At 41.4% G+C, this 20,973-nt stretch carries 23 protein-coding genes and 1 pseudogene; 7 read left to right on the top strand and 17 right to left on the bottom strand.

Annotation, left to right across the window (positions count from 1 at the left end; translation table 11 throughout):
• The first annotated feature begins 305 nt into the window (after positions 1-305).
• A complete protein-coding gene (locus AC0VX7_RS03495; RefSeq protein ID WP_215035775.1) occupies positions 306-596 on the top strand; it encodes a transporter suffix domain-containing protein in 291 nt (96 codons plus the stop codon).
• 34 nt (positions 597-630) lie between these two features.
• On the opposite strand, the pseudogene AC0VX7_RS03490 reads toward AC0VX7_RS03495, so the two are convergent.
• Positions 631-1,365 (bottom strand): annotated as a pseudogene (locus AC0VX7_RS03490) (AraC family transcriptional regulator); the annotation flags it as partial.
• A gap of 133 nt (positions 1,366-1,498) precedes the next feature.
• Between AC0VX7_RS03490 and AC0VX7_RS03485 the strand changes: the two are divergent.
• Positions 1,499-2,509, top strand: a complete 1,011-nt coding sequence (locus AC0VX7_RS03485; protein WP_475426696.1) for a serine hydrolase domain-containing protein — start codon at positions 1,499-1,501, stop codon at positions 2,507-2,509.
• 119 nt (positions 2,510-2,628) lie between these two features.
• Here AC0VX7_RS03485 and yiaA read toward each other — a convergent pair whose 3' ends face one another.
• Positions 2,629-3,099, bottom strand: a complete 471-nt coding sequence (gene yiaA / locus AC0VX7_RS03480; protein WP_475428067.1) for an inner membrane protein YiaA — start codon at positions 3,097-3,099, stop codon at positions 2,629-2,631.
• Between the two features lie 235 nt (positions 3,100-3,334).
• Here yiaA and AC0VX7_RS03475 point away from each other — a divergent pair, with 235 nt between their 5' ends.
• Complete coding sequence (locus AC0VX7_RS03475) at positions 3,335-3,493, top strand: hypothetical protein (protein ID WP_475426695.1); 159 nt, start codon at positions 3,335-3,337, stop codon at positions 3,491-3,493.
• 81 nt (positions 3,494-3,574) lie between these two features.
• On the opposite strand, the gene AC0VX7_RS03470 is transcribed toward AC0VX7_RS03475, so the two are convergent.
• Positions 3,575-3,973, bottom strand: coding sequence for a hypothetical protein (locus tag AC0VX7_RS03470; RefSeq protein WP_475426694.1), 399 nt, complete (start codon positions 3,971-3,973; stop codon positions 3,575-3,577).
• Positions 3,974-4,187: 214 nt separating this feature from the next.
• Here AC0VX7_RS03470 and AC0VX7_RS03465 point away from each other — a divergent pair, with 214 nt between their 5' ends.
• Positions 4,188-4,865, top strand: a complete 678-nt coding sequence (locus AC0VX7_RS03465) for a DNA alkylation repair protein (protein ID WP_475426693.1) — start codon at positions 4,188-4,190, stop codon at positions 4,863-4,865.
• Between the two features lie 27 nt (positions 4,866-4,892).
• Here AC0VX7_RS03465 and AC0VX7_RS03460 read toward each other — a convergent pair whose 3' ends face one another.
• The 3 genes from AC0VX7_RS03460 to AC0VX7_RS03450 form a co-directional block, all read right to left on the bottom strand.
• Positions 4,893-5,159 carry a hypothetical protein gene (locus tag AC0VX7_RS03460; protein WP_475426692.1) on the bottom strand — a complete coding sequence of 89 codons (267 nt, stop codon included), beginning with the start codon at positions 5,157-5,159 and terminating at the stop codon, positions 4,893-4,895.
• A gap of 65 nt (positions 5,160-5,224) precedes the next feature.
• Positions 5,225-7,276, bottom strand: a complete 2,052-nt coding sequence (locus tag AC0VX7_RS03455; RefSeq protein ID WP_475426691.1) for a DUF4179 domain-containing protein — start codon at positions 7,274-7,276, stop codon at positions 5,225-5,227.
• A 355-nt stretch (positions 7,277-7,631) separates the two neighbouring features.
• Positions 7,632-8,708 carry a GGDEF domain-containing protein gene (locus tag AC0VX7_RS03450; protein WP_475426690.1) on the bottom strand — a complete coding sequence of 359 codons (1,077 nt, stop codon included), beginning with the start codon at positions 8,706-8,708 and terminating at the stop codon, positions 7,632-7,634.
• Positions 8,709-9,072: 364 nt separating this feature from the next.
• Here AC0VX7_RS03450 and AC0VX7_RS03445 point away from each other — a divergent pair, with 364 nt between their 5' ends.
• Positions 9,073-9,294: a hypothetical protein gene (locus AC0VX7_RS03445; RefSeq protein WP_475426689.1), complete on the top strand. Its 222-nt coding sequence runs from the start codon at positions 9,073-9,075 to the stop codon at positions 9,292-9,294.
• A 10-nt stretch (positions 9,295-9,304) separates the two neighbouring features.
• Complete coding sequence (locus AC0VX7_RS03440; protein WP_475426688.1) at positions 9,305-9,580, top strand: hypothetical protein; 276 nt, start codon at positions 9,305-9,307, stop codon at positions 9,578-9,580.
• Between the two features lie 150 nt (positions 9,581-9,730).
• On the opposite strand, the gene AC0VX7_RS03435 is transcribed toward AC0VX7_RS03440, so the two are convergent.
• The 6 genes from AC0VX7_RS03435 to ilvA form a co-directional block, all read right to left on the bottom strand.
• Positions 9,731-11,401: a hypothetical protein gene (locus AC0VX7_RS03435; protein ID WP_475426687.1), complete on the bottom strand. Its 1,671-nt coding sequence runs from the start codon at positions 11,399-11,401 to the stop codon at positions 9,731-9,733.
• Between the two features lie 352 nt (positions 11,402-11,753).
• Positions 11,754-12,740, bottom strand: coding sequence for a Gfo/Idh/MocA family protein (locus AC0VX7_RS03430; RefSeq protein WP_475426686.1), 987 nt, complete (start codon positions 12,738-12,740; stop codon positions 11,754-11,756).
• 159 nt (positions 12,741-12,899) lie between these two features.
• Entirely contained in the window at positions 12,900-13,442 is a 543-nt protein-coding gene (locus tag AC0VX7_RS03425) for a GNAT family N-acetyltransferase (protein ID WP_475426685.1), read from the bottom strand.
• A 144-nt stretch (positions 13,443-13,586) separates the two neighbouring features.
• Positions 13,587-14,054, bottom strand: a complete 468-nt coding sequence (locus AC0VX7_RS03420) for a CBO0543 family protein (protein ID WP_475426684.1) — start codon at positions 14,052-14,054, stop codon at positions 13,587-13,589.
• The gene (locus AC0VX7_RS03415) at positions 14,051-14,536 is read right to left on the bottom strand and encodes a CBO0543 family protein (RefSeq protein ID WP_475428066.1); all 486 of its coding nucleotides are present in this window, start codon (positions 14,534-14,536) and stop codon (positions 14,051-14,053) included. The genes AC0VX7_RS03420 and AC0VX7_RS03415 overlap by 4 nt, the downstream gene beginning before the upstream one ends.
• 121 nt (positions 14,537-14,657) lie before the next feature.
• Positions 14,658-15,863, bottom strand: a complete 1,206-nt coding sequence (gene ilvA, locus AC0VX7_RS03410; RefSeq protein WP_475426683.1) for a threonine ammonia-lyase — start codon at positions 15,861-15,863, stop codon at positions 14,658-14,660.
• Between the two features lie 198 nt (positions 15,864-16,061).
• On the opposite strand from ilvA, the gene AC0VX7_RS03405 reads away from it, so the two are divergent.
• A complete protein-coding gene (locus AC0VX7_RS03405) occupies positions 16,062-16,466 on the top strand; it encodes a hypothetical protein (RefSeq protein WP_475426682.1) in 405 nt (134 codons plus the stop codon).
• A 72-nt stretch (positions 16,467-16,538) separates the two neighbouring features.
• On the opposite strand, the gene tatC is transcribed toward AC0VX7_RS03405, so the two are convergent.
• From tatC to AC0VX7_RS03380, 5 genes are all read right to left on the bottom strand, one after another.
• Positions 16,539-17,264 (bottom strand): twin-arginine translocase subunit TatC, encoded by a 726-nt coding sequence (gene tatC, locus AC0VX7_RS03400; RefSeq protein WP_475426681.1) that lies wholly within the window; start codon positions 17,262-17,264, stop codon positions 16,539-16,541.
• A 58-nt stretch (positions 17,265-17,322) separates the two neighbouring features.
• Positions 17,323-17,514 carry a twin-arginine translocase TatA/TatE family subunit gene (locus tag AC0VX7_RS03395; RefSeq protein WP_475426680.1) on the bottom strand — a complete coding sequence of 64 codons (192 nt, stop codon included), beginning with the start codon at positions 17,512-17,514 and terminating at the stop codon, positions 17,323-17,325.
• 90 nt (positions 17,515-17,604) lie between these two features.
• A complete protein-coding gene (locus AC0VX7_RS03390; RefSeq protein ID WP_475426679.1) occupies positions 17,605-19,038 on the bottom strand; it encodes an alkaline phosphatase PhoX in 1,434 nt (477 codons plus the stop codon).
• 197 nt (positions 19,039-19,235) lie between these two features.
• The gene (gene bioB, locus AC0VX7_RS03385; RefSeq protein ID WP_475426678.1) at positions 19,236-20,228 is read right to left on the bottom strand and encodes a biotin synthase BioB; all 993 of its coding nucleotides are present in this window, start codon (positions 20,226-20,228) and stop codon (positions 19,236-19,238) included.
• Positions 20,229-20,250: 22 nt separating this feature from the next.
• Positions 20,251-20,841, bottom strand: a complete 591-nt coding sequence (locus tag AC0VX7_RS03380) for a biotin transporter BioY (RefSeq protein ID WP_475426677.1) — start codon at positions 20,839-20,841, stop codon at positions 20,251-20,253.
• Between the last annotated feature and the right edge of the window lie 132 nt (positions 20,842-20,973).

The raw sequence follows: 20,973 nt of genomic DNA, 5'->3' as shown, positions 1-20,973 counted from the left end.
CTTTACCAGACATGGTAAAGGTCTTTAAGACATAAAAAGACCTTTACCAAAAAGGTAAAGGTCTTGCTAACAACGTCAACGTTGCCAACAAAGCCGGGAAGTGCGAAACTTCCGAAATGACGACTCTGCTGTAAAAGCTACTCCCCTTTAGGAGAACTATTCAAATAATTAAATACAATATAATTCATTCCTAGCCATTCTGTCAACAAGCAATGTGAAAGAACCATATGCTTCTTCCACTCTCGGCCCTGTGAATCCAGGCCCACTGTGTTAAAATCAAAATAAATTCTTTTCGGGGGTTTAGAATGCAAACCGAATCAACAAATAAAAAACCTTTACGATATAAAATTGGAATGTTCCTTATTATTTCATCCTTCATTATATGGGTGACTCCACTTGGCATTCCTTTTCTACCGATATCCAGTAAAATGAAGGTCATCAGTATCACAACCAGCCTGGTACTTGCTGAAGTTACCTTCTGGCTTGGAGCGATTTTGGTCGGAAAAGAAGTCGCAGGTAAAATCAGAAAGTACTTTAACCCTAAAAATTGGAGAAAAAAACACGAAGAAAAACAAGAGGATGAAAACGAAGCATAGGGACGTACCCTGTGCTTCGTTTTGAGTCAGTTCCTTATTTGCGTCTCACCGGAATCCATATTTCACTCCGGTACTTCGGTGAGGTCATATCTTTATTTTCATTCCACAGGATTTCGGGACCTTCTACTTGCTCATAACTCGAGGACGGGAACCATTCGGAATAAATCCGCCCCCAGACATTTTGGAGAGTCTCAGGGAATGGGCCGATTGCCTCAAACACCGCCCATGTGGTTGGTGCAACTTCAAGGGAAGCTAGATGCCCCGGACATTCCTTCGTTGTCGCAGCCCCAATATAATGATCCAGGTCTCCTTTCCCCTCCATCCGGCCCTCGGAAAAATTTGTAGACGCACTGATTAATCCGCTAGGCTTAATATTCGAAAGGTCCTTCAGTTCCTGTATTTTTTCCATATTCAAGCTGTTCCACATCTCGGCAATCTCCGGGTTCACTCCATGATAAATTAGCGCCACTCTTTTTGTGATGCCGACAATGCGGAATGCTTCCTTCTCGACGATTCGATAATTCATTTCTGATCCTCCCTTTATTGATAACTGGAAGGTCATCGGCGGATAGGCCTTCAAGGATTGACCATGATTTCTGGCTTCTGACGGAGTGATCCCATGCAAAACCTGAAAGGCCCTGGCAAAAGAGTCCGGGGAAGCGTAGCCATACTTCATCGCAACATCGATCACCTTCACATTGCTGTCCTTCAGATCAAACGCCGCTAAAGTAAGCTTCCTTCTGCGGATATATTCCGAGAGTGAAACACCTTTACCAGAAAGAGGATTTCCCATGATTCAATGAAACAGCAAGTCATCCCTTCCACTTTACTTTGTCATATTTTACTATATTTTAAAAATTTCCAATGTTAACCTTATAGTAGATATGGTTAGGAGGATAAAAATGAAAAACTTAGAATTAGCAATTCAAGAACTCCAGACTAAGGTTGATTTTTCAGGAACGGTCATAGTTCAAGATGGGAAGAGTCAGACCTCAACTGCAAGCTATGGCTATGCAAATCGAGCTAATCAATCCAAAAACAATTTGGAAACTCGTTTTGGAATTGCTTCTGGCTGTAAGCTTTTCACGGCGATCGCCATTTGCCAGCTTGTGGAGGAAGGCAAGCTTACCTTTGATACGAAATTGAAAGATTGTCTTGATATAGAGTTTCCTAGTTTCAGTAATGAGATTACAATCCATCATTTGCTGACGCATACATCTGGTATTCCAGATTACTTTGATGAGGATGTCATGGATGATTTTGAAGAGTTATGGATTAAGAGACCAATGTATCATATCAGGAGCCTTAAGGATTTCCTGCCAATGTTTCAGAATGAGCAAATGAAATTCTCTCCAGGGGAATCCTTTCACTACAATAACGCAGGCTACATTGTGCTTGGACTAATTGTGGAGCAAGTCTCGAGGATGGAATTCACTGAGTATGTACAGGAAAAAATCTTTAAAAAAGCAGGAATGAATGATTCGGGCTACTTCTCATTTGATGCTCTTCCATCAAACACGGCTTTAGGCTATATTGACCTGCCTGACGGGAGCTGGAAAACCAATATCTACTCACTGCCGGTAAAAGGCGGCTCTGACGGAGGCGCGTACGTCACCGTAGATGACATGAGCAAACTGTGGAAGGCGCTTTTTGGTCAACTTTTACTAAGTGAAGAGACCTTGCACAAACTACTCATTCCTCATGCTCAAGTCAATGAAACAGGCTATTACGGATACGGTGTTTGGATTAAGAAACAGGACGACCAAATCCTAAAATACCATGTGATGGGCTATGACCCAGGAGTCAGCTTCCATTCCGCCTATTATCCAGCTTCACGAACCATTGCCGTCGTTTGCTCCAATAAATCAAGTGGTGCGTACGATATCATGGAGCACATTGAAGATACCTTATGATTAAAGACAAAACCGGGACGATTCCTGTGTTGGAACCGTCCCTGTTTCGTTCACTAATATGATGGCTCTATGGCTTAAGTGGCAAATCCTAATCGGACCCACACATCTGGTGTTCTTTATCAATCTCTTTCTTTTGCTCTCTGTGTATCTCTAATATTCTTCTGAACGGTTATGGCTGCAAAGATACTAAGGACAAAGGACATACCATAGAAGCCCTTCTCACTTAAAACAATACTTCCGGCATTGTATAGACCGATCGCCATTAAGGAAATAGATACGATAAGCGCAAACCAGCTAATGCCATAATAAATATTCGTAACTGGTATGTCTTCCTCCCGATCTCTCACTGCCTTTTGCAAAGATACCGCTGCATAGAGACCGAATACCAATACGGCAAAATAATACCCTTTTTCATTCAGTTCCATCGCTGCGTTGAACAAACCAATCAGATAAGCGGAAACACCCACTAACAGAGCTCCCCATGAAGCCCCCTTGAATGCTGCAGTAGGTTCTCCTTCTTTCCTTTCAACTTTCACCTTTGGCTTTCTTTCTAATTCTTTATTCAATGATACCTCATGCTCATTAGACATCATCTCTCTCCCCCAACTTTAACGAATATGTAAAGCCCTACATTTTCCTAAATACATTATATATAAGTTGTTTACAAATAATAGATAAAATTGTTATATTTACTAAAAATTCTTGTTCTAAGATTACAGAAGTTCCCCGGAAAGAGAGGGTGCCATAGAAGTCCCCAAGCCATGGTTACTAAGGATTTTTTTGTGAATAATAGGATTGTTAAAACAAAACCAAAGGAGGATTTATATGCAGAAGGATTCTAATTTTAAAGGAAATAAAGATTCTGTTATGCAGCCAGGATATTCAGGAACGGATGCGGAACAAGTAAAACAACAAATTCAAAAAGATGTGGCTGCCGGGCAAGGTGCCATGACTTCCCGAGAGGCAGGAGCCATGCACGACTAAAAACCACTATGAGGTGGTTTTTTCCCTTTAAGGCTAGGCAACTAAATTATCGCAAGACGATGATCTCTCCTATGTCCGGGTTTACCTGATCCGCTGCTCTGTTTCCTTTGATCTAACCTTAAAAGAATAAAAGTGTTTAAATGCGAAGGGATGAAATCCGGAATCCATCACAGGTATGATCTGCTCTTTTTCGTTTATGACTTCATATTTATCTAGGACCTTTTCCTTCGCCTGATTATATGTGAACCGAGGAATAGAGAAGTAGAGAATCGTTAGAAACAGCATGACAAAAATCCAATATGGCACTCTCCTTTTTCCCTTTACATCCGCTTTAAAATAAAGGGCATGTGTGACGAGGAGTATAATTGGCAGCGTCGATGGCCAAACACCAACATACACCGTTTGATCTACAACCATAATAACCAGAAAAATAACCAAAGAAATGCCCCAGCCGAAAATAGCCTTTTCTACCTTCTTCACATCCTCTATCCCCTCAAGCCGCTGTCTACCCTGCATACGGCCAATATATATAACATTAATTTCGGCTCTATTGATTAAAAACCTTCTTTTAAGTATTTGTGGTAACAAGGCAGCTTCTCCCCTACAATACCGGTTTTAATTGTTTGAATATACCTATACAATATAGTTAGTAATCAAAATCGTTAATTCATGAAAATGAAATGGTGAGGAATGTATGACGAACAACTATGTTGAAGCATTATATGAAGAAGCATTACAGCACCGGAATAGCGAGGAAGCAGTAAGGCTGTCTAATTACATGCGGAATCAATTCGAATTTATTGGGTTAAGAGCTCCGCAGATGAAAGAAGTATTCAAACAGCATGTGAAGAAGTACGGCCTGCCTGCAAAGGAAGATTTGCATGAGGTCATTACTTCGCTCTGGGAATTGGAAGAACGAGAAATGCAAAGCAGCGCGCTATACTTATTAGATTTAATGAAAAAGCAGTTTACAGAGGATGATCTCCAGCTGCTCGAACATATCATCACGACCAAGCCCTGGTGGGACACCATCGACCATATTGCGAAAAAGCATTTCGGGTATTATCTTGAAAAATTCCCGCAGCAACGGCAGCAAATTATCGACAGATGGATCGCCTCGGATAACATCTGGCTGATCCGTTCCTGTATTTTATTCCAGTTAGGCTATAAAGAAAGAACTGATGTGGCTATGCTCGAGGATATAATTTCAAGAACCTGCCATACAAACGAATTTTTCATCAACAAAGCAATCGGCTGGGCATTAAGAGAATATGCCAAGCAAAATCCTGAGAAAGTCATTCAGATTACAAACGGCCTTCCTCTTTCAAACTTAAGCCGAAGAGAAGCCTTGAAACATATTGGAAAGAACTGAAGATAGATTTAAGGAGCACAGGGCATTTTATCCCTGTGCTCTTTTAACTTTTCTATAGAAAACGATCACCATTTCGCAAAATAATGTTACTCCGATAAAGGTAAAAAGAAAGAAAAACGGAGAACCCGTCATACCGAATGCCACCTCATTCTGAAGCGTACCAACACTTTCCCATGTACCTTCGATATCCGGTGTATAATTCATCGTTTTAATGTAGCCAATCAGCAGTATGCCCACAAAATAGATCACATGAATGGCAATCGAGCCCATGGCTGCTTGCATGAATAGCTTCATATTTTGGCCTCCCTGTTAAAAAAGGACAGTTTTATTGATAAAAGCTAACTGCCCTTTCCCGCGTATCAATCCAGCGAAATCTCTACCACATCATCCAAATATGTCATCGAGCTGTACCCGTAGATGTCCAGTCGTTTAGGGATGACGTTGTCTCCATCTAACATCAAGGTATCGACGGTAACAAAATGGCGTGGCTGTTCAACTTTTTCATAAACGAATGTGGGTGAATTCATATCGTACTGAACACCATTCTTATCCACGATCACTCCCTCATTGTCCATCCCCATTGAAATTGGTTCATGTTCATCTTCACCTACAACATTAAGGTGCAGTCTTTCAAATTTCCGATTTTCAACTTCATGATTGCTGATGACAATGATTGTGGGCTGGCCAATTTCAACTTTATCAATGCTGATGGTACTTCCCGCATATTCAAACGTCTGAGGATATTGTTGATTCGCATCCAGTTCTACGCTTTTATGGTCCTCTAATGAAAAATAGGCTGATTCGAATTGAACTGTTATGTCTTTCGGTGTTCCCCCATAAAACGGATCATAATACATTTGGTATTTTTGCCAATTGGCCTCAGGCTGCAAATAGTTATATCCATTAAACTGGTCCGGTTTCATTTTTACATCGTTCACTTCTAAATTACCAAATTGAATCCTATCGATTCTCTTTTCCATCTCCCCCATGGGAAGGCCATATTCCAAAAGCGTTGCTGTTGGGGCGATGATCAATTTATCCAGACGAACCGGGACCCCTTCGATTTTAGCTTGTTCATTCAATTCATATACGACGGAAGGCTGCTTAGTTACCGGGACTTCGAATTTCCAATCACCTGTCTTAAAGCCATTGCTCCTATAACCAAATCCCCACCTCGCCTCTTGATCGTCAAGAGCCAGCTCCTGAATCCTTGCAATAGTTAGTTTAAGAACACCGCTATTTTCCTCGAGCGGCCGCAGTCCAACCACTCCATAAAACACATTCTTTTCCTTTTTATTCATCTCCGCTTTTAGGTCCGGAGGATAATGACGTGGATATGTATCGTGTTTCATGAGTTCATTCTCGTTTTCTATAATAAGCCCGTCTTCCGAAAACATAACATATTGTTTATCCTCATTCGTATCTTCAATTTCATAAAAAACAAGTGTCTGATAATCATCAGCAACGACACCCTTGATTTTGATTTTCACGCCGTCTCTTTCCGCTTCCAGGTTGAGCCTTTGGCCCAGGTCATTTTGCAGGAAGGTACGTAATTGCTCATTCTCTTCTGTCCAACCATAATAGACATTGGCAAAAACCCCAGTAAAGAAACCAATGCCGATAAAGAATGCAAATACACTCGCAAAAATTAATGCTACTTTCTTACGCTTTTTACTCTTCTGCTGCCTGGCTTTCTCTTTTTCTGTCAGCTTCTCTTGAATGTTCTGGATAAAATTATCCGGCACTGGCAAGTCATTCATCCACTCAGCATGATTCATCATAATCGTGACATCCTGAAAGGCAGCCAAATCCTCCTGACATTCCCGGCAATTGTAGAGATGCATCTCGAACTCTATTTTTTCCGGCCGTTCCATCGTTTTTTCCAGATAATCAATGTAGTTATTCTGATACTCCTTACAGCCGTTAAAAGTTGACCCGTCGAGTTGGTTTCTTACCGACTTTACTCCGGAAAAAATTAGCTCCTTCAGTTTCCCCACAGACACCCGTAGAATTTGCGCAGCTTCCTCTTGTGAAAACCCTGCTCCATATGTAAAGATCATCGCTTCCTTTTCAGCATCCCCAAGTTGATCGAGTGCTTTAAATAAGTCCTGATGAGGTGTAATTTCCCTCGATGCTTGTATAACTTTATCCTGAGAAAGCTCCCGGCAGTTATCGATGAAAATCGAGGTAATCCACAATTCGAATGATGCAGCATTTTTATACCGTGGCATTTCCTTATGCACCTTTAAAATTGACCGGTAAAATAACTCCTCCATTTGCTTTTGGTTGCGAAGATAAAACCAGCCCATTGCATAAAAGGGTTGCTTATGCCGATCGAACCAGTCAACGACAGAATCGATCCCTTTTACCTGTATAGTGGCAATCGTAATGGGTTCCATTTCTGGGACCATAATTGTTCCCCCTTTAACACGTCTATCTCTAGTTCTATTTTACCTTTAATTTCCTGTTATGCTAGATGTCTTTTGCCTTTTTGGAGTGATTGGTACCCTAATAAAGGGGAAGTTGCTTGCATAAGGGTATCTTTCCGCTTGATTGGTACCCTTATAGAGCTGAAGTTGCTTGTATAAGGGTATCTTTCCGCTTGATTGGTACCCTTATAGAGGGGAAGTTGCTTGCATAAGGATATCTTTCCGCTTGATTGGTATCCTTATAGAGCTGAAGTTGCTTGCATAAGGGTATCTTTCTGCTTGTAATTCCCTATTCAACCAAAAAAAGCACAGGGTACGTCCCCGTGCTTTCATATCTTTATAGTGAGGATACTTTATTTCTTCCTGTCCGTTTTGCTTTGTATAAGGTATCATCCGCTTGTTTTATAAAATCTTCTAAACTTTGGGTTGTCTCTAGATAGGTTGAAGCACCAAGGGAGATGGTGATCTTGATTTCCTTGCCATTTGGTAAGGGAAATCGATGATTTTCCACTATTCCCCGGAGACGTTCTGCGATTTCCAGCGCTTGAGAATAGGAACAATTCTTTAATAACAGTGAAAATTCTTCACCGCCATTTCTTGAGACAATATCACTTGGGCGTGAGCAGGTGATTAACAGTCCTCCCAATTGCCTTAATACTTCATCTCCAGCTTGATGACCATACGTATCATTCACCTTTTTGAAGTGATCGATATCAATCATAAGCAACGATAATTTTTCATTAAGCTCCTGGGCACTTTCTATACTTTCATTTAGTGAAGAATCGAACTGTCTGACATTATTTAACCCCGTAAGGAAGTCTGTTGCCGACTGGGTTTTCAGTTGCATAAACATTTGGTTGGATTGAACGATATATCCTGCCAAAAAAAACACCAAAACTCCCGATATTGTTGTAATAACCCAATAGTTAACCAAAATTTGGTACACTTGATTTGATAATCCCATTAGATACAAAAAGCCGCATGAAATCGCAATTAAACTAACCAATCCCATAACCGTCCACTTAAAAAAGTCCGAACCCTTCACCTTTTTTTGGACCAGTGCAGCAAACGTCGCAATAATAAACATTATGATTACAGTGACCAGAAATGTTTCCAAACTTCCATCAAAAAATACTAATCTGCTGATATTGATTATGGTGGCGGCCACGAAAGCCGACACGAACCCTCCATAAAAAGCCGACAACAAGATCGCGATATGACGCAAGTCCATTATGATTACAGGAGTAACCTGGATACTAAAAGCCATTAACACTGAACCAAGTATTCCCGCCAATGCTCCAAGTTTCAACTTTTGAAGAGTTGTATCTATCTCCGGATTGCTTTTAAATAAACTTCCGCCTATAAACAAAAATGTGATAACAAAACTAGAATGTATAAAAAAATCTTTCAGCAAGGTAATACCACCTAAAACGCGAATTTCAACTTCCTTTTATAGAATACGAGATTAAAGACAATTTTGCTATAAAATTCCTAGCTATCTTCCCTACGCCACTTAGAGTATTGCAAAGCCAAGGATACAACAGAGGTACGTTGATGTTGTATACAATATGTTCTATTTTACACGAAACAATTTCTTGCGAATGTGGTCTTGTTCACTGCCAATTTAAAAGGTGATTACTTCCATCTAGTAGACTACTTATGTAATCTAATGCAATTAGAGAAGCAGTTGTGAAAAAAGCAAAAATACTTGTCACTTCGTGGTGACTTGTTTTACTGGACTGGGTATAATAAATCCATAGAGAAGGAGGTGAAATACGATGGAGAAAATATTGAATAAGATCCTAGATCGTTTAGATTCAATGGACAAGCGCTTTGATTCTGTTGATGCACGATTTGATGCTGTTGATGCCCGATTTGATGCTGTGGATAATCGCTTTGAATCCATGGAGGTACGTTTAGTCAACTTAGAAAAGGGCCAGCAAGCTTTACATTCTGAACAGAGCAAGTTGAGAAAAGGGCCAGCAAGCTTTACATTCTGAACAGAGCAAGTTGAGCAAAGGCCAGCAAACTATACTATCTGAACAGAGCGAGTTGAACAAAGGCCAGCAAACTATACTATCTGAACAGAGCGAGTTGAACAAAGGCCAGCAAACTATACTATCTGAACAGAGTGAAATGCGGAGGGAAATGGGCTTTTATTATGGCACCTTGATGAAGAAGCTTGATGAAACGAAATCAGAACTATCCAGTGAAATCAAGCATGTCTCCAATGTTCAGAAGCAGCATCAGGATGTTTTAGAGATATTGAATGAAAAACAGCAGTAAGATTGTTCAATGCACTCTCTTTAATATCCCTCTCACATAATACTTCTTAGGAATCCTCGAGAATACATTATCTTTCCCTATACTTATCCAAACCAAAAAGTGCCTGTCCCCAGGTGCAACATCACTCCGGGGACAGGCACTATTTTTTCCTTACTCTAATCCTTGTATCACTAACTCTTTCACTGGCAGGAAGGTTTCGCCGGTATCACTGTATTTGATATTGACTTGATCTCCTTCTTTTACATAAATCGCCAGTGGGCTGGTTTCTGATGAGATGATGTAGTTCTTTTTGTTGTCCAGCAGGATTGAGACGAGCGTGAAGTCGCCTGTTTTTTCTTTATAGACGCGCAGCACGGTTCCGCTCGTTTGCTTTTCTTCTGCCTTCGAACTTCCATCCACCGTTCCGCCGCCATGCTGCAGGGCCGTTTTATACTTTTTCAATGCTTCATTAGGCGTATTGCCAAATACCGAAATTTCCGGGTTTGCTGCCGACACGATAAAGTAATTTTGCAGGAAGCCATTCGAATCTAGAACAGGTGTCAGCCAGCTTGCTTCTCCATAGAAATTGTAGAGGATCGGCATTTCGCCATGCCACTTTTTCTCAATGAACTTCTTTTCAATAATTTGCAGCGCTCCTTCGGAATCCATATAAGACTCTTCAAGATTGCCAGTATAGAAGGTCGCTTTCCCAGTCCTTGCGTTCGTCAAGGCGTACCCAAGCATGGAATCGACCCCTTCTTTCGGGGAGGTAAAATCGGTGAAATAATACATATCACCATTTTCATCAAAAATTGGGCTGACCTGGGCTTCGGTTCCTTCATCTGAAGGCAGTTTTATATCCGTCTTGCCAAACACGCTGTTCCAATAACCATGAATGTAATTACCATAATAGCTGTTTTGCAGACTGACTGCCTCGGGAGAAACGGCGCCGTCAATGAATTCTGGAACATCGGCCAGCGCATAGGATTTCGTCTTCCCAGAATCAGGATCCACTATGACAACCCCTTTAACATCAAAACCATTCCTGGCTGAGATGAACTCACCGAAGGTCCTGATATAAAAAGGTTTGCCTTCATCATCGATCTCAAGCTGAGTGTCTCCGTAGAAAATCGCCTCTGGATACTGCAAACGGATATGGCGTTCTACATTTTTATTGAAGAACGAAGAAGGTGTATAAACCATGTCAGATTTCTTGAATTTTGGATTTGCTGATGAATCCGTGGCACTGATTGTAAAATAACCCGGTGTGGACTTTCCATTCCACCATTTGAAAAAGCCTGAGAATTCAACCGGAGCAATATAGACATACTCTCCATTGACCTTCTGGATTTGCAGATTACCAAGCTCATAATAACTCGTATTCGGAACCTGGCCAAACGCCTTTTTCATCTTATTGCGTGCAAAATGTGGAGGGACACTCGCTGGTGTTTCCTTTTCATCAAAAGTCGAGATTTCCATCTTCTCCGCCATTTTCGCAGACTCATATTTTTCCTCTGCGTTAAAAAGAAAAGCGATCATAAAATACGCACCTAGAAGCAGGGTTAGCAAAAACAAGCTCCCTTTAATCATTCTTTCCTTACCAGCCGCAAAAAACGTTCCGGCAAGCGTGATCACAATCGCAAACGGCCACAAAGAAGAAAGGTTGCGATCCAAATTAAACGCAAAATAAAACGCAAAAGTCCCAACCGTAAAAAGGACAATCGCTGCAATCAAAAAGGCAGAAGTCATTTTCCTGTCCTTCTCTACCCCTTTAGAAAAAGGAGTAAGAATCAGAGCAGAAGCCAATCCAACCAAAAGAGCAAATAGAATGATATTTCCCATAGAAAAATCCCCTTTTTTTTTGTCCTCTACATATACGAATCAACTGTTGTAAAGTTTCACGGGGGGCTTATACAGGAATGGAAGCGTACTAGATAACTATGCCGACCTCTTGTGTGGTAAAAATTGGGTGATCGTGCAATTAATGTTTCTGAGCGGCAATTATGGCTTATATTGGTGCAATTATCCTTCATCTCAGCGCAATTATTAACGATGAACGTGCAATTATTGGGTGGAACGAACAGAATAATTTTTCCAGCGTACTTTTTCACCTTCGATTTTCAGCAATACGATGGATTTACTTAAATGGAGAAAGGAAAAAGCACAGGGTACGTCCCCGTGCTTCTCATAAAAATCACTCAAACGGATATTTTAATCCCCATTGTCCACGAATTTCGTCCATCAGTTTCATAATTTCTAATGATTCATCCAATGGAACGACAGGGCTTTCTAAAAGCCCTTGACTCAGGCATCTTCCTACTTCTTCTATCTCAAACGCATAACCAGCTGATTTTCTGTCATCATTGAATGTCTCAGCTTCCTGACCATCCTTATATAAGGTGGCAGATTTGGCACTATGGAATGATGGAATCCGAATATATCCTTCTGTTCCATGTATGTAAGCTTCGTTCGTTAAACCAATTCGAAAGGCTCCGTTAAGGGTGGCGGTTTTTCCGGAAGGATAGGACAGTAGAATGGAAAACTGTTCATCAACACCCGTTTCACCAATATGAGCTGAGCTTAGAATCTTCTCTGGTTTTGTTCCGAAAATCATTGATGCAAATGTTACCGGATAAATCCCTACATCCAGTAACGCTCCTCCTCCAAGGTCTGGATTAAGTAATCTCCACTCAGGATTCCATGGTGCACGGAAACCAAAATCTGCTTTTACTAAAAGGACATCGCCAATTTCGCCACTGTCAATCCATTCTTTAACTTTAATAATCGGAGGCAGGAAACGTGTCCACATCGCCTCCATCAAGAAAAGCTTTTGATCTCTGGCAAATTGAATGATCTCTTCAAGTTCCCCGCTATTTATGGTAAAAGGCTTCTCGCAAAGCACAGCCTTCCCAGCACGAAGACACGCCAATACATTTTCCTTATGAAAAGGGTGTGGCGTAGCAACATAAATGGCATCCATATCCGGATCCTGCACTAGTTCTTCGTAGCTTCCATATGCGCGGGAAACGCCATGCTCTTCCGCAAACTTTGCAGCACTCTCTATTGTACGTGAACCGACAGCAAGTTTTTCGGTATTTTTAGCAAACACCAAATCCCTGGCGAAAGCACTAGCTATTCCACCTGTTCCTAATATTCCCCACTTGATAGTTTTTTCGTCCATCGATTAATCCTCTCCTTAATATGCACTGGTCAGATCAAACCTTGTTAGTCCATTATACTATTAATAATGATTACTAGAAGGTCGTTAGATGGATCTGCCTCAATAAAAAAGCATTGGAACGGAGCCTCTACTCCCTTGAAACGCCCCCTTGTTTCTCTCTTACAAGAAACTTAACGAGAACTCCAGCTGATAATCCCTTGGAGCACTTTCGTAAAACTCCTGTTGGATTTCTTCAGCCTCTTTGCACCCTATTACAAAATAAAAGGCGACTGTTTCTTCTGCATATCCTGCACAGATAAAGAGCTTATCAGCCCGCCACTCTTTCGCTTGCTTTGCTGAAAGAAAAAATAGCTTCTTGCCAATCCCTTTATTCCTATGCTCAAGTGTGATGAAAAGCTGGTCCAATAGTACATAATTAACGTTCTTGCCAAAAAAAACGCGATTTACGGTGGCAAAACCTATTAATCTACCATCGCGGTCAAATGCGCCAATCGCACTCCCTCCATGGCTGACCGTTTGTTTCAAATTATTGAAATGATGTTCATATCCATTTGGCCAACCAGGATCCTGGTAATTGATCTCGACCAGTTGACGTTTGCCATCGATTTCCCTCCAAGCTTTCCCAATATACTGAGAAGCGTCCATATCCCTCATCAGTTCGCACTCGTCCACCGATAACTGTTTAAATATTAAATCTGTCATTTAATTGTCCCCTCTACCACATTAATACCGCTTAAAAGATGCTCTAGTTCAAACACACACTTTGTTTCTTTCGTGAAACTGCTGAACTGTCACTGCACTTCACCTGCATAGTCCTCTATTAACGGAGCTATGGTATCCTTTCTTCTAAACTAATCCTTTCTGATACCAAAACACAAACTTTTTAATTACATATAATATCACCAAATTAGCTATGAATGAGATATACACATTCCAGCTTTTCCAATGGAAAAGAGCACTGTATTTTTCAACTAAAAAGGAATACGTAGTGATAGCAATAGCAAAAATCAGATAATGGATGATGATTCTTTGATTCTTTTTATCGATAGGATATAACATAATAAAAAATACACCGAATGTTGGATAGATAAGATAATGTAAGGAGAAGCTCATTTTTGTAGCATCTTCAAATTCTCTAAATGGAAAATCCATCACTCCAAGCAGTAATTGGATATATTCAAAAATCCAGGCAATGGCCTGCACAACTAAAAAAGTGATATGGGCAGTCCTTTTCTGTTCTATCGGTATATATTTTACTAATAAAAAAATAGATATCAGCCACGAAAACAGCAGAATCAGGACTTCTTTATTCATATACTTTCACCCTTCATCAATCGCCTTCTAAACCAACGGTAATATGTATGGTTGATATATAATGAAATAATGACTGTTATTAAAGTCCAATACCATCTCCACTCGTCATATTTTGCCAATGATGTATACCTCTCAATAACCACTTCTAAAAATGTAAAGAAACCCGCAAACCCTAGGTAATATAAGATTGCCCCCATCTTGTTTACTTTGGACGGATAATACAAACTAAAAAATATTGCAACCGCTGGAAATAAGAAGAATTCAAAAGTGAAGCTTGTCTTATTGTATGCATTAGCCTGAGGAAGTAACTGTGTGGGATACTCAATCCAGCCCATTTCGACAGCCACTAATCCTGCAGGCCAGGTTATTACTTGCAAAAACAAAAATAGTACCCACGCGTCTCTTGATTTATCTCTCGGCACTAATTTAATGAGCGCTAGAATACTTAGTGAAGAAATACCTGCTAATATCCATCTCTCCATATCCACAGAAGCAACAACCTTTCAAAAGAATATAATCTATTATGCTCCTCGCTCGGGAACAGTTTCCTTAGCCTGCGGGACATGAAACTGTCCCTGTGTATCAGTATCTCTATACCCATGGCTATTCTTCCATCTGCAGCTGAAACCCCTGACCTCTTAACTTCTTCTCTAGCTGCTCTATATGTTCATGGTCCTTCGTTTCCACTGATAACTCCAGCTGAGCAAAGCCTGGATAGATATGCTTGCCGATCCGGTTAAGGTTGACGGATTGGATGTTTGCGTTCAGTTCAGTTACAGAGCTCAGCACTCTTTGCAGCTCTCCTGGCTTATCTTTTAAAGTGATCGTAAAATGGGCGAATCTCCCGGATTCAACGAGTCCGCGTTCAATGATTCGGGAGATAAAATTGACATCCACATTTCCCCCGCTTAAAATAACGGCAACCTTCTTACCGCTAAGCTTCACTTTATCGTAAAGCAGTGCTGCAAGCGGGCTTGCACCGGATCCCTCAACCAGCAGCTTATTTCGCTCCAGGACAAGAAGCATGGTTCGGGCTATTTCCATTTCGTCGACACAGAAAATGTCATCAACATAATTTCTAATGATTTCAAAAGTCTTTTGCCCAGGTTTTTGAACAGCAATTCCATCTGCCATCGTTGGGGCTGCTTCAACAGCGACAGGTCTGTTCTCTGTTAACGACTGTTTCATGCTTGGACATGCAAGCGTTTGGACTCCATATACCTTAATGTTCGAATTCTTCTCTTTCACCGCCAAAGCAACACCCGCAATAAGCCCTCCCCCACCAACAGGGCAGATAATCGCCTCGACATCCGGCAGCTGATCAAGTATTTCCAAACCAACTGTGCCTTGTCCGGCAATGACTGCCTCATCATCAAAGGCATGGATAAAAGTGGCGCCAACCTTGTCTTTTAGCTCCAATGCAAAGGCGAGGGCTTCATCAAAAACTGCACCTTCGAGTATGACTTCCGCTCCGTATTGCCGTGTTGCCAGCACCTTACTGAGAGGCGCACCTTTCGGCATGACAATCGTGCACCGAATGCCGAGCATCTGGCAGGAATACGCAACACCCTGAGCATGGTTTCCGGCTGAAGCTGCCACAACCCCGTTTTGAAGCTTTTCAGGAGGCAAAGATATTAGTTTATTATAAGAACCCCTAACCTTGAAGGATCCAGTCTTTTGCAGGTTTTCAAGCTTTAAATATACTTCACTATTTGAGAGGGCGCTGAACGTTTTAGAATAATCAAGAGGGGTCGTATGTACAATGCCCTTCATTTTTTCCCGCGCTAAAATCACATCATCTAAGCTCATTTCCAATCCCCCAGACTCCCATTCAATTTCTTTTTATGTTGCTCAGGGAGAGGAAAAGTATGTAAAAGGAGAATCGTGGGATCACCTACTGTCTCACATCCACATATGCTTTAGATAAGAATCCCATCCTCAATTACTCCCCGCAAACATTATGTTACAATGCTGAAAAGGGTTAATCCACGAAGGAGGACGGGTAAAATGGCGTTTTTCATTTCGTTTATTTTCATTGTGATTTCGGTATTCATTTCCCTCATTTTTAAAAATGAACTGGAGCGGATGTTTCTTAGAGGAAAGGAATTTTTTGCTTTTCACATCTGCAATGTGCTGATCATTTTAATGGTGGCTTTTGCAACCCAGGCGGTTATGACGAGATATGTTTTCGAGCAACCATTTCATATCATCAGAGATGTACTGATTCTCATCGCCATCATTTTACCTGTTTACATTTCCGGTCACTTAGCCTTTGAAAAATACAAATCCGTCTACCGCAAATTTTCAGCCGCCGAGGATGGGAAAGTACTAGTACTAAACGAAAAGTACTTGAAAAAGAAAAAGCGGTTTAAAAACTTAAAACACTACAATGCCATGTCCAGAGAAGATTGAAACTAAAAAAGACAGCGAAACGGATTCGCTGTCTTAAAATATGACGTATTTTACTGCATAGTAAGTCCCCTGTTATGCTGCCGATAATTCAGATCTCTGTTTTCTACGGTAAACTACCTTCGATAGTAAAACACTGCATTCGTACAAAAATAGCAGCGGAATAATGACAAGTATGTCTGATAGAAGATCTGGTGGCGTTATTAGGACTGCCGTTACAATCAATATAAAATAAGAGTACTTTCTGGCTTTTTGCAAACGGTATGGATTTAACACACCCAGGCTTGTCAAAAACATAATAATGACAGGAAGTTCAAATAGAAAACCAAAGGGCAGGACCATATGAATTAAAAAACGGAAGTATTTCTCTGTTGTGAAAAATTCCATGAACATGTCCTGGGATAGCGATAGCAGGAATTGAAACACGAGCGGAAAAATGACAAAATAACCAAAACAAATGCCCGCTATAAAAAGCAGGAATAGTGCTGGTATGTAGGCTATTGTTACTTTCTTCTCTTTTTCAGATAAAGCAGGCCGTACAAAGAGCCAAATCTGTTGGGCTGCAATAGGAATCGTACCTGCTAAGGCAATCACAGCTGAAAGCATCAAATAAACCCACAAAATATCACTTGGACCGAGAACGGCTAATTTTATTGATAAATCCTGGACTAACCAATGGTAAATATTCTTTACATAAATCAAAGCCAACATGACAATGAACATAAAGCTTCCAACGATGATCATCAGTCGTTTTCGCAATTCACCCAAGTGGCCCACCAGATTCATCTGTTTTTCATCCATAAAATCACCTCTAAAAAAAGAAGATGAAAGTATATACCCGCATCTTCTTTATTCCTTATTAAGTTGCACTGCTTTTATTTTCATCTTTCTTCGACTCGTCATCCGAAACCAACTCACGTGTTGATTTTTTAAACTCCTTTAAAGTCGATCCAAACGCCCGGCCAATTTCAGGCAGCTTGGATGGACCAAAAATTATCAAGGCAATGACAAGCACTAAAATTAAACCGGGAATCCCGATATTCTGTAACAATTTCATAACCTCCCTGACTTCTTTCTTGGGTGTTAAAAAAGATGTAAACCATACAAGGTGTTTAGCCTACATCTTTTTTATTAAAACGACTTAATTAATTTTTACTCCGTGGCGCTCAAATGCGGCTGCTTCCAGAATGGACATACCTTGCGCTTCGGCAGCCTTAGCCACTTTTTCAGAAACTTGTGGTGCAAGATTCGCAGGTGCAGCAAAGGACATCTCCCTTGCGCGCGCAGCATTACGGCGCTGGAATGGCCCCCAAATCGCAAACGTTTTGCCAGGGCTTTGGATATTGACGAAAAGGGTATTTCCATCTGGCGAGAAGGTCGGACCTGCCAGTTCAGAACCACTCAAACGGTTGGCGGCAAAAGGGTACACCTTGCCTTCCGGAGTAATTCCCATAATGCGGTCCTGACCGGAACCATCTTCTGCATACCAAAGGTCGCCCCAAGGTGTACAGCAAATATTGTCCGGATATTCCATATACTTTGCGTCATTTCCCTCATAGAAAAGCTCCAATGTATTCGTGTGAGGAACATAACGATATACGCGGCCAAGTTTTTTATCACCGGCAGAGGTATCATCGAACCAGAAGACTCCTTCTTGAAAGAAGGCTCCCTCAAGCCTGGAGAAGACAATGCAGTTTTGCGCAGCAGCTTCTTCACGGCACCAATGAGGATTTACTTCCTTCCACACAATTTTAAAAGTTTGTCCCGTTTTAAATGTGCTCGCAGATGGGTCAGCGACTTCCTCAATCGCAGCCGCATACAACTTGCCGCCCTTTTGCAGCGCACCTGGCTTTTGGCTCAAGTCATTTGGGATAAAACGATAGAGAAAGCTTGGGCTCGCATCCTCGGTCAAATAGACATATCCTGTCGCTGGGTCAATTGCACATGCTTCGTGTGAAAAACGGCCCATTTCCTTAATTGGCGTTTTTGACATATCATTCTCAGGCTGTGTCGGATCCACTTCGAATACATATCCATGTCCCTCGGAACGGTTTTCTTCGCAAGTTAGCCAAGTGCCCCAAGGAGTCGCGCCACCTGCGCAATTTCTGATTGTACCTGAAGATGTCACATATTCTTTGATCAATTTACGATTTGCTCCTACAACTAGAGCGGTAGTACCACCTTGAGCATTTGGATCATAAGGATTTCTGCCGAAAGCTGGACCTGACGATAATTCATGATTGCGGACAAGAATCGTCGTGTTGTTCGGTCCTTCAAAAGCCGCCATTCCATCAAAAGCACCAGGGATCTTGGTTCCGTCTGTCATCAAGTCGCCTTCTCTGGAGATGATTTTATAATGGAAGCCTTTTGGAAGATCGAGAATACCATTAGGATCTGGAACCAAATCTCCATACCCGCCAAATCCGCTGGTTGGATTATCAGCAGAATCCGCAAGAGCTGTTGAACTCAGTCCCATTACGCCAGTGCTGCCAAGAGTAAGAGCAAGCGCGCCCATTCCTCCCGCTTTCAAGAAATCCCTTCTGTTCAAGCCATTATTCGTATTTTGATCAGTCATACCTCATCTCTCCTCATCTATGTATTTTTGAATCTATCAATAGATTAAATGGAAATTATTAAGGTATTACCAGAGTTGTGTAAAAATTCAGTATAAGAATGGTAAAGACGGATTAACAATAATATACAATAGTCTTTCTTCACAAAAAAAGACCCAGTGCAGTAAACGTGTCTACTACACTGGGTTCTGTTAAAAAGTTATGACGGAATTTCTTCCTTTGCAAATTCAATTTCAAATCCAAGATCCTCGAGCATTTTATGGTCTGCGGTCGTTTCTTGGCCTTCTGTTGTTAAATAATCCCCGACAAAGATTGAGTTGGCAGGGTAGAGACCTAGAGGCTGTAAGCTGCGCAGATTCACTTCTCTGCCCCCCGAGATCCTGATTTCTTTTGATGGGTTGATGAATCGCATCAGACAAAGGACTTTCAGGCAGTAACGCGGATTCAATTCATCAGTTCCTTCCAGTGGGGTACCATCGATCGCATGAAGGAAATTGACCGGTATGGAATCAGCGTCAAGTGATTTCAGGCTGCGTGCCATGTCAACCACATCTTCCTTCGTTTCCTTCATTCCAATTATGACCCCCGAGCATGGTGAAATCCCGGAGCTTTTAATAAGTTCTACCGTATTGACGCGATCTTCATATGTATGTGATGTCGTGATGGCTGTATGATGGTTAGCTGAAGTGTTGAGGTTATGGTTGTATCGATCGACACCAGCTGCTTTCAGTCTTTCTGCTTGTGAAGGTTTAAGGATTCCGAGGCAGGCACATACCTTCAGGCCATATCTATCTTTAATTTCCTCTACAGCCGCAGTGACTGTATCAATTTCCTTTTCACTGGGCCCTCTGCCGCTGGCAACAATGCAATAGGTGCCTGCATTGAGGTTATAAGCTTGTTCTGCTCCTTTAAGGATTGTATCCTTATCCATCATTTTATACTTTTGGATAGGTGCTTCTGATACGCTGGATTGTGCACAGTAACCACAGTTTTCCGGGCAAAGCCCTGATTTGGTGTTGATGATCATATTTAGTTTTACGCTGTTTCCATAATAGTGATGGCGTATAATGTAGGCTGCCTGAAGCAATTCGAGCAGTTCCTGATCGGGACAATCCAGTATGCTTAAAGCCTCTGCATCCGAAAGCTCGTCTCCATTGAGCACTCCCACCGCTAAATCCTTCCAGTATCCCATGCGATCCATTCCCCCTTTAATATTAAGCTGCTTTCCTTAAGTGCTTGAAGCTGCCTTTTTGCAGGACCGTTTTTTCCAGCCTATGCCCCATCATGCCAGCAAAAACAGCAAGGATGATGTCTTTTGGAAGTGGGACAACCATCCATAGCCAGGCCATTTGATATGTAAAACCTTCTGGTGCAGCAGCCCAGAACTTATAAGCAAAGTACATCCAATTTGTGCCGAATACATAGTTAATGATGAGCCCGATTAATGAAGCAGAGATAAAGGCGAATAACGTACGGTTCTTTTCTACCATTTTCCCTGCAACATAAGCTGTAAAAATGAACGATAGGATAAAACCGAATGTTGGGCTAATAAAAGTAGACAACCCTGCCCCAAATTTTGCGAAGACTGGGACACCTACCAATCCAACCAATGCATAGACCGTCATGGAAATGGCCCCTAAACGGCTGCCGAGGATGATCCCTGCTAAAATAGCGAAGAAGGTTTGCAAAGTGATCGGTACACCGCCGACGACCATAAATGGCACAAAGGAGGTGATATTCGCCCCGATCGCCATTAGACCAATGAACATGGATGCCAGAGTTAAATCTAATGCTTTAAACTTCATATAAAAGCTCTCCTTTTCTGTTATATAAATCAAGGATACGCTTTCATAATATTTTATGTCAACCAATATTTATTTAGGTTTACATATTATTTTTAGTAAAAGATGAGTAAATAAAAAGTGATTGCTCACTTG

The organism is Mesobacillus sp. QJM3NY_10 (assembly GCF_056173465.1).
This window is presented reverse-complemented; position numbering and strand designations above follow the sequence as displayed.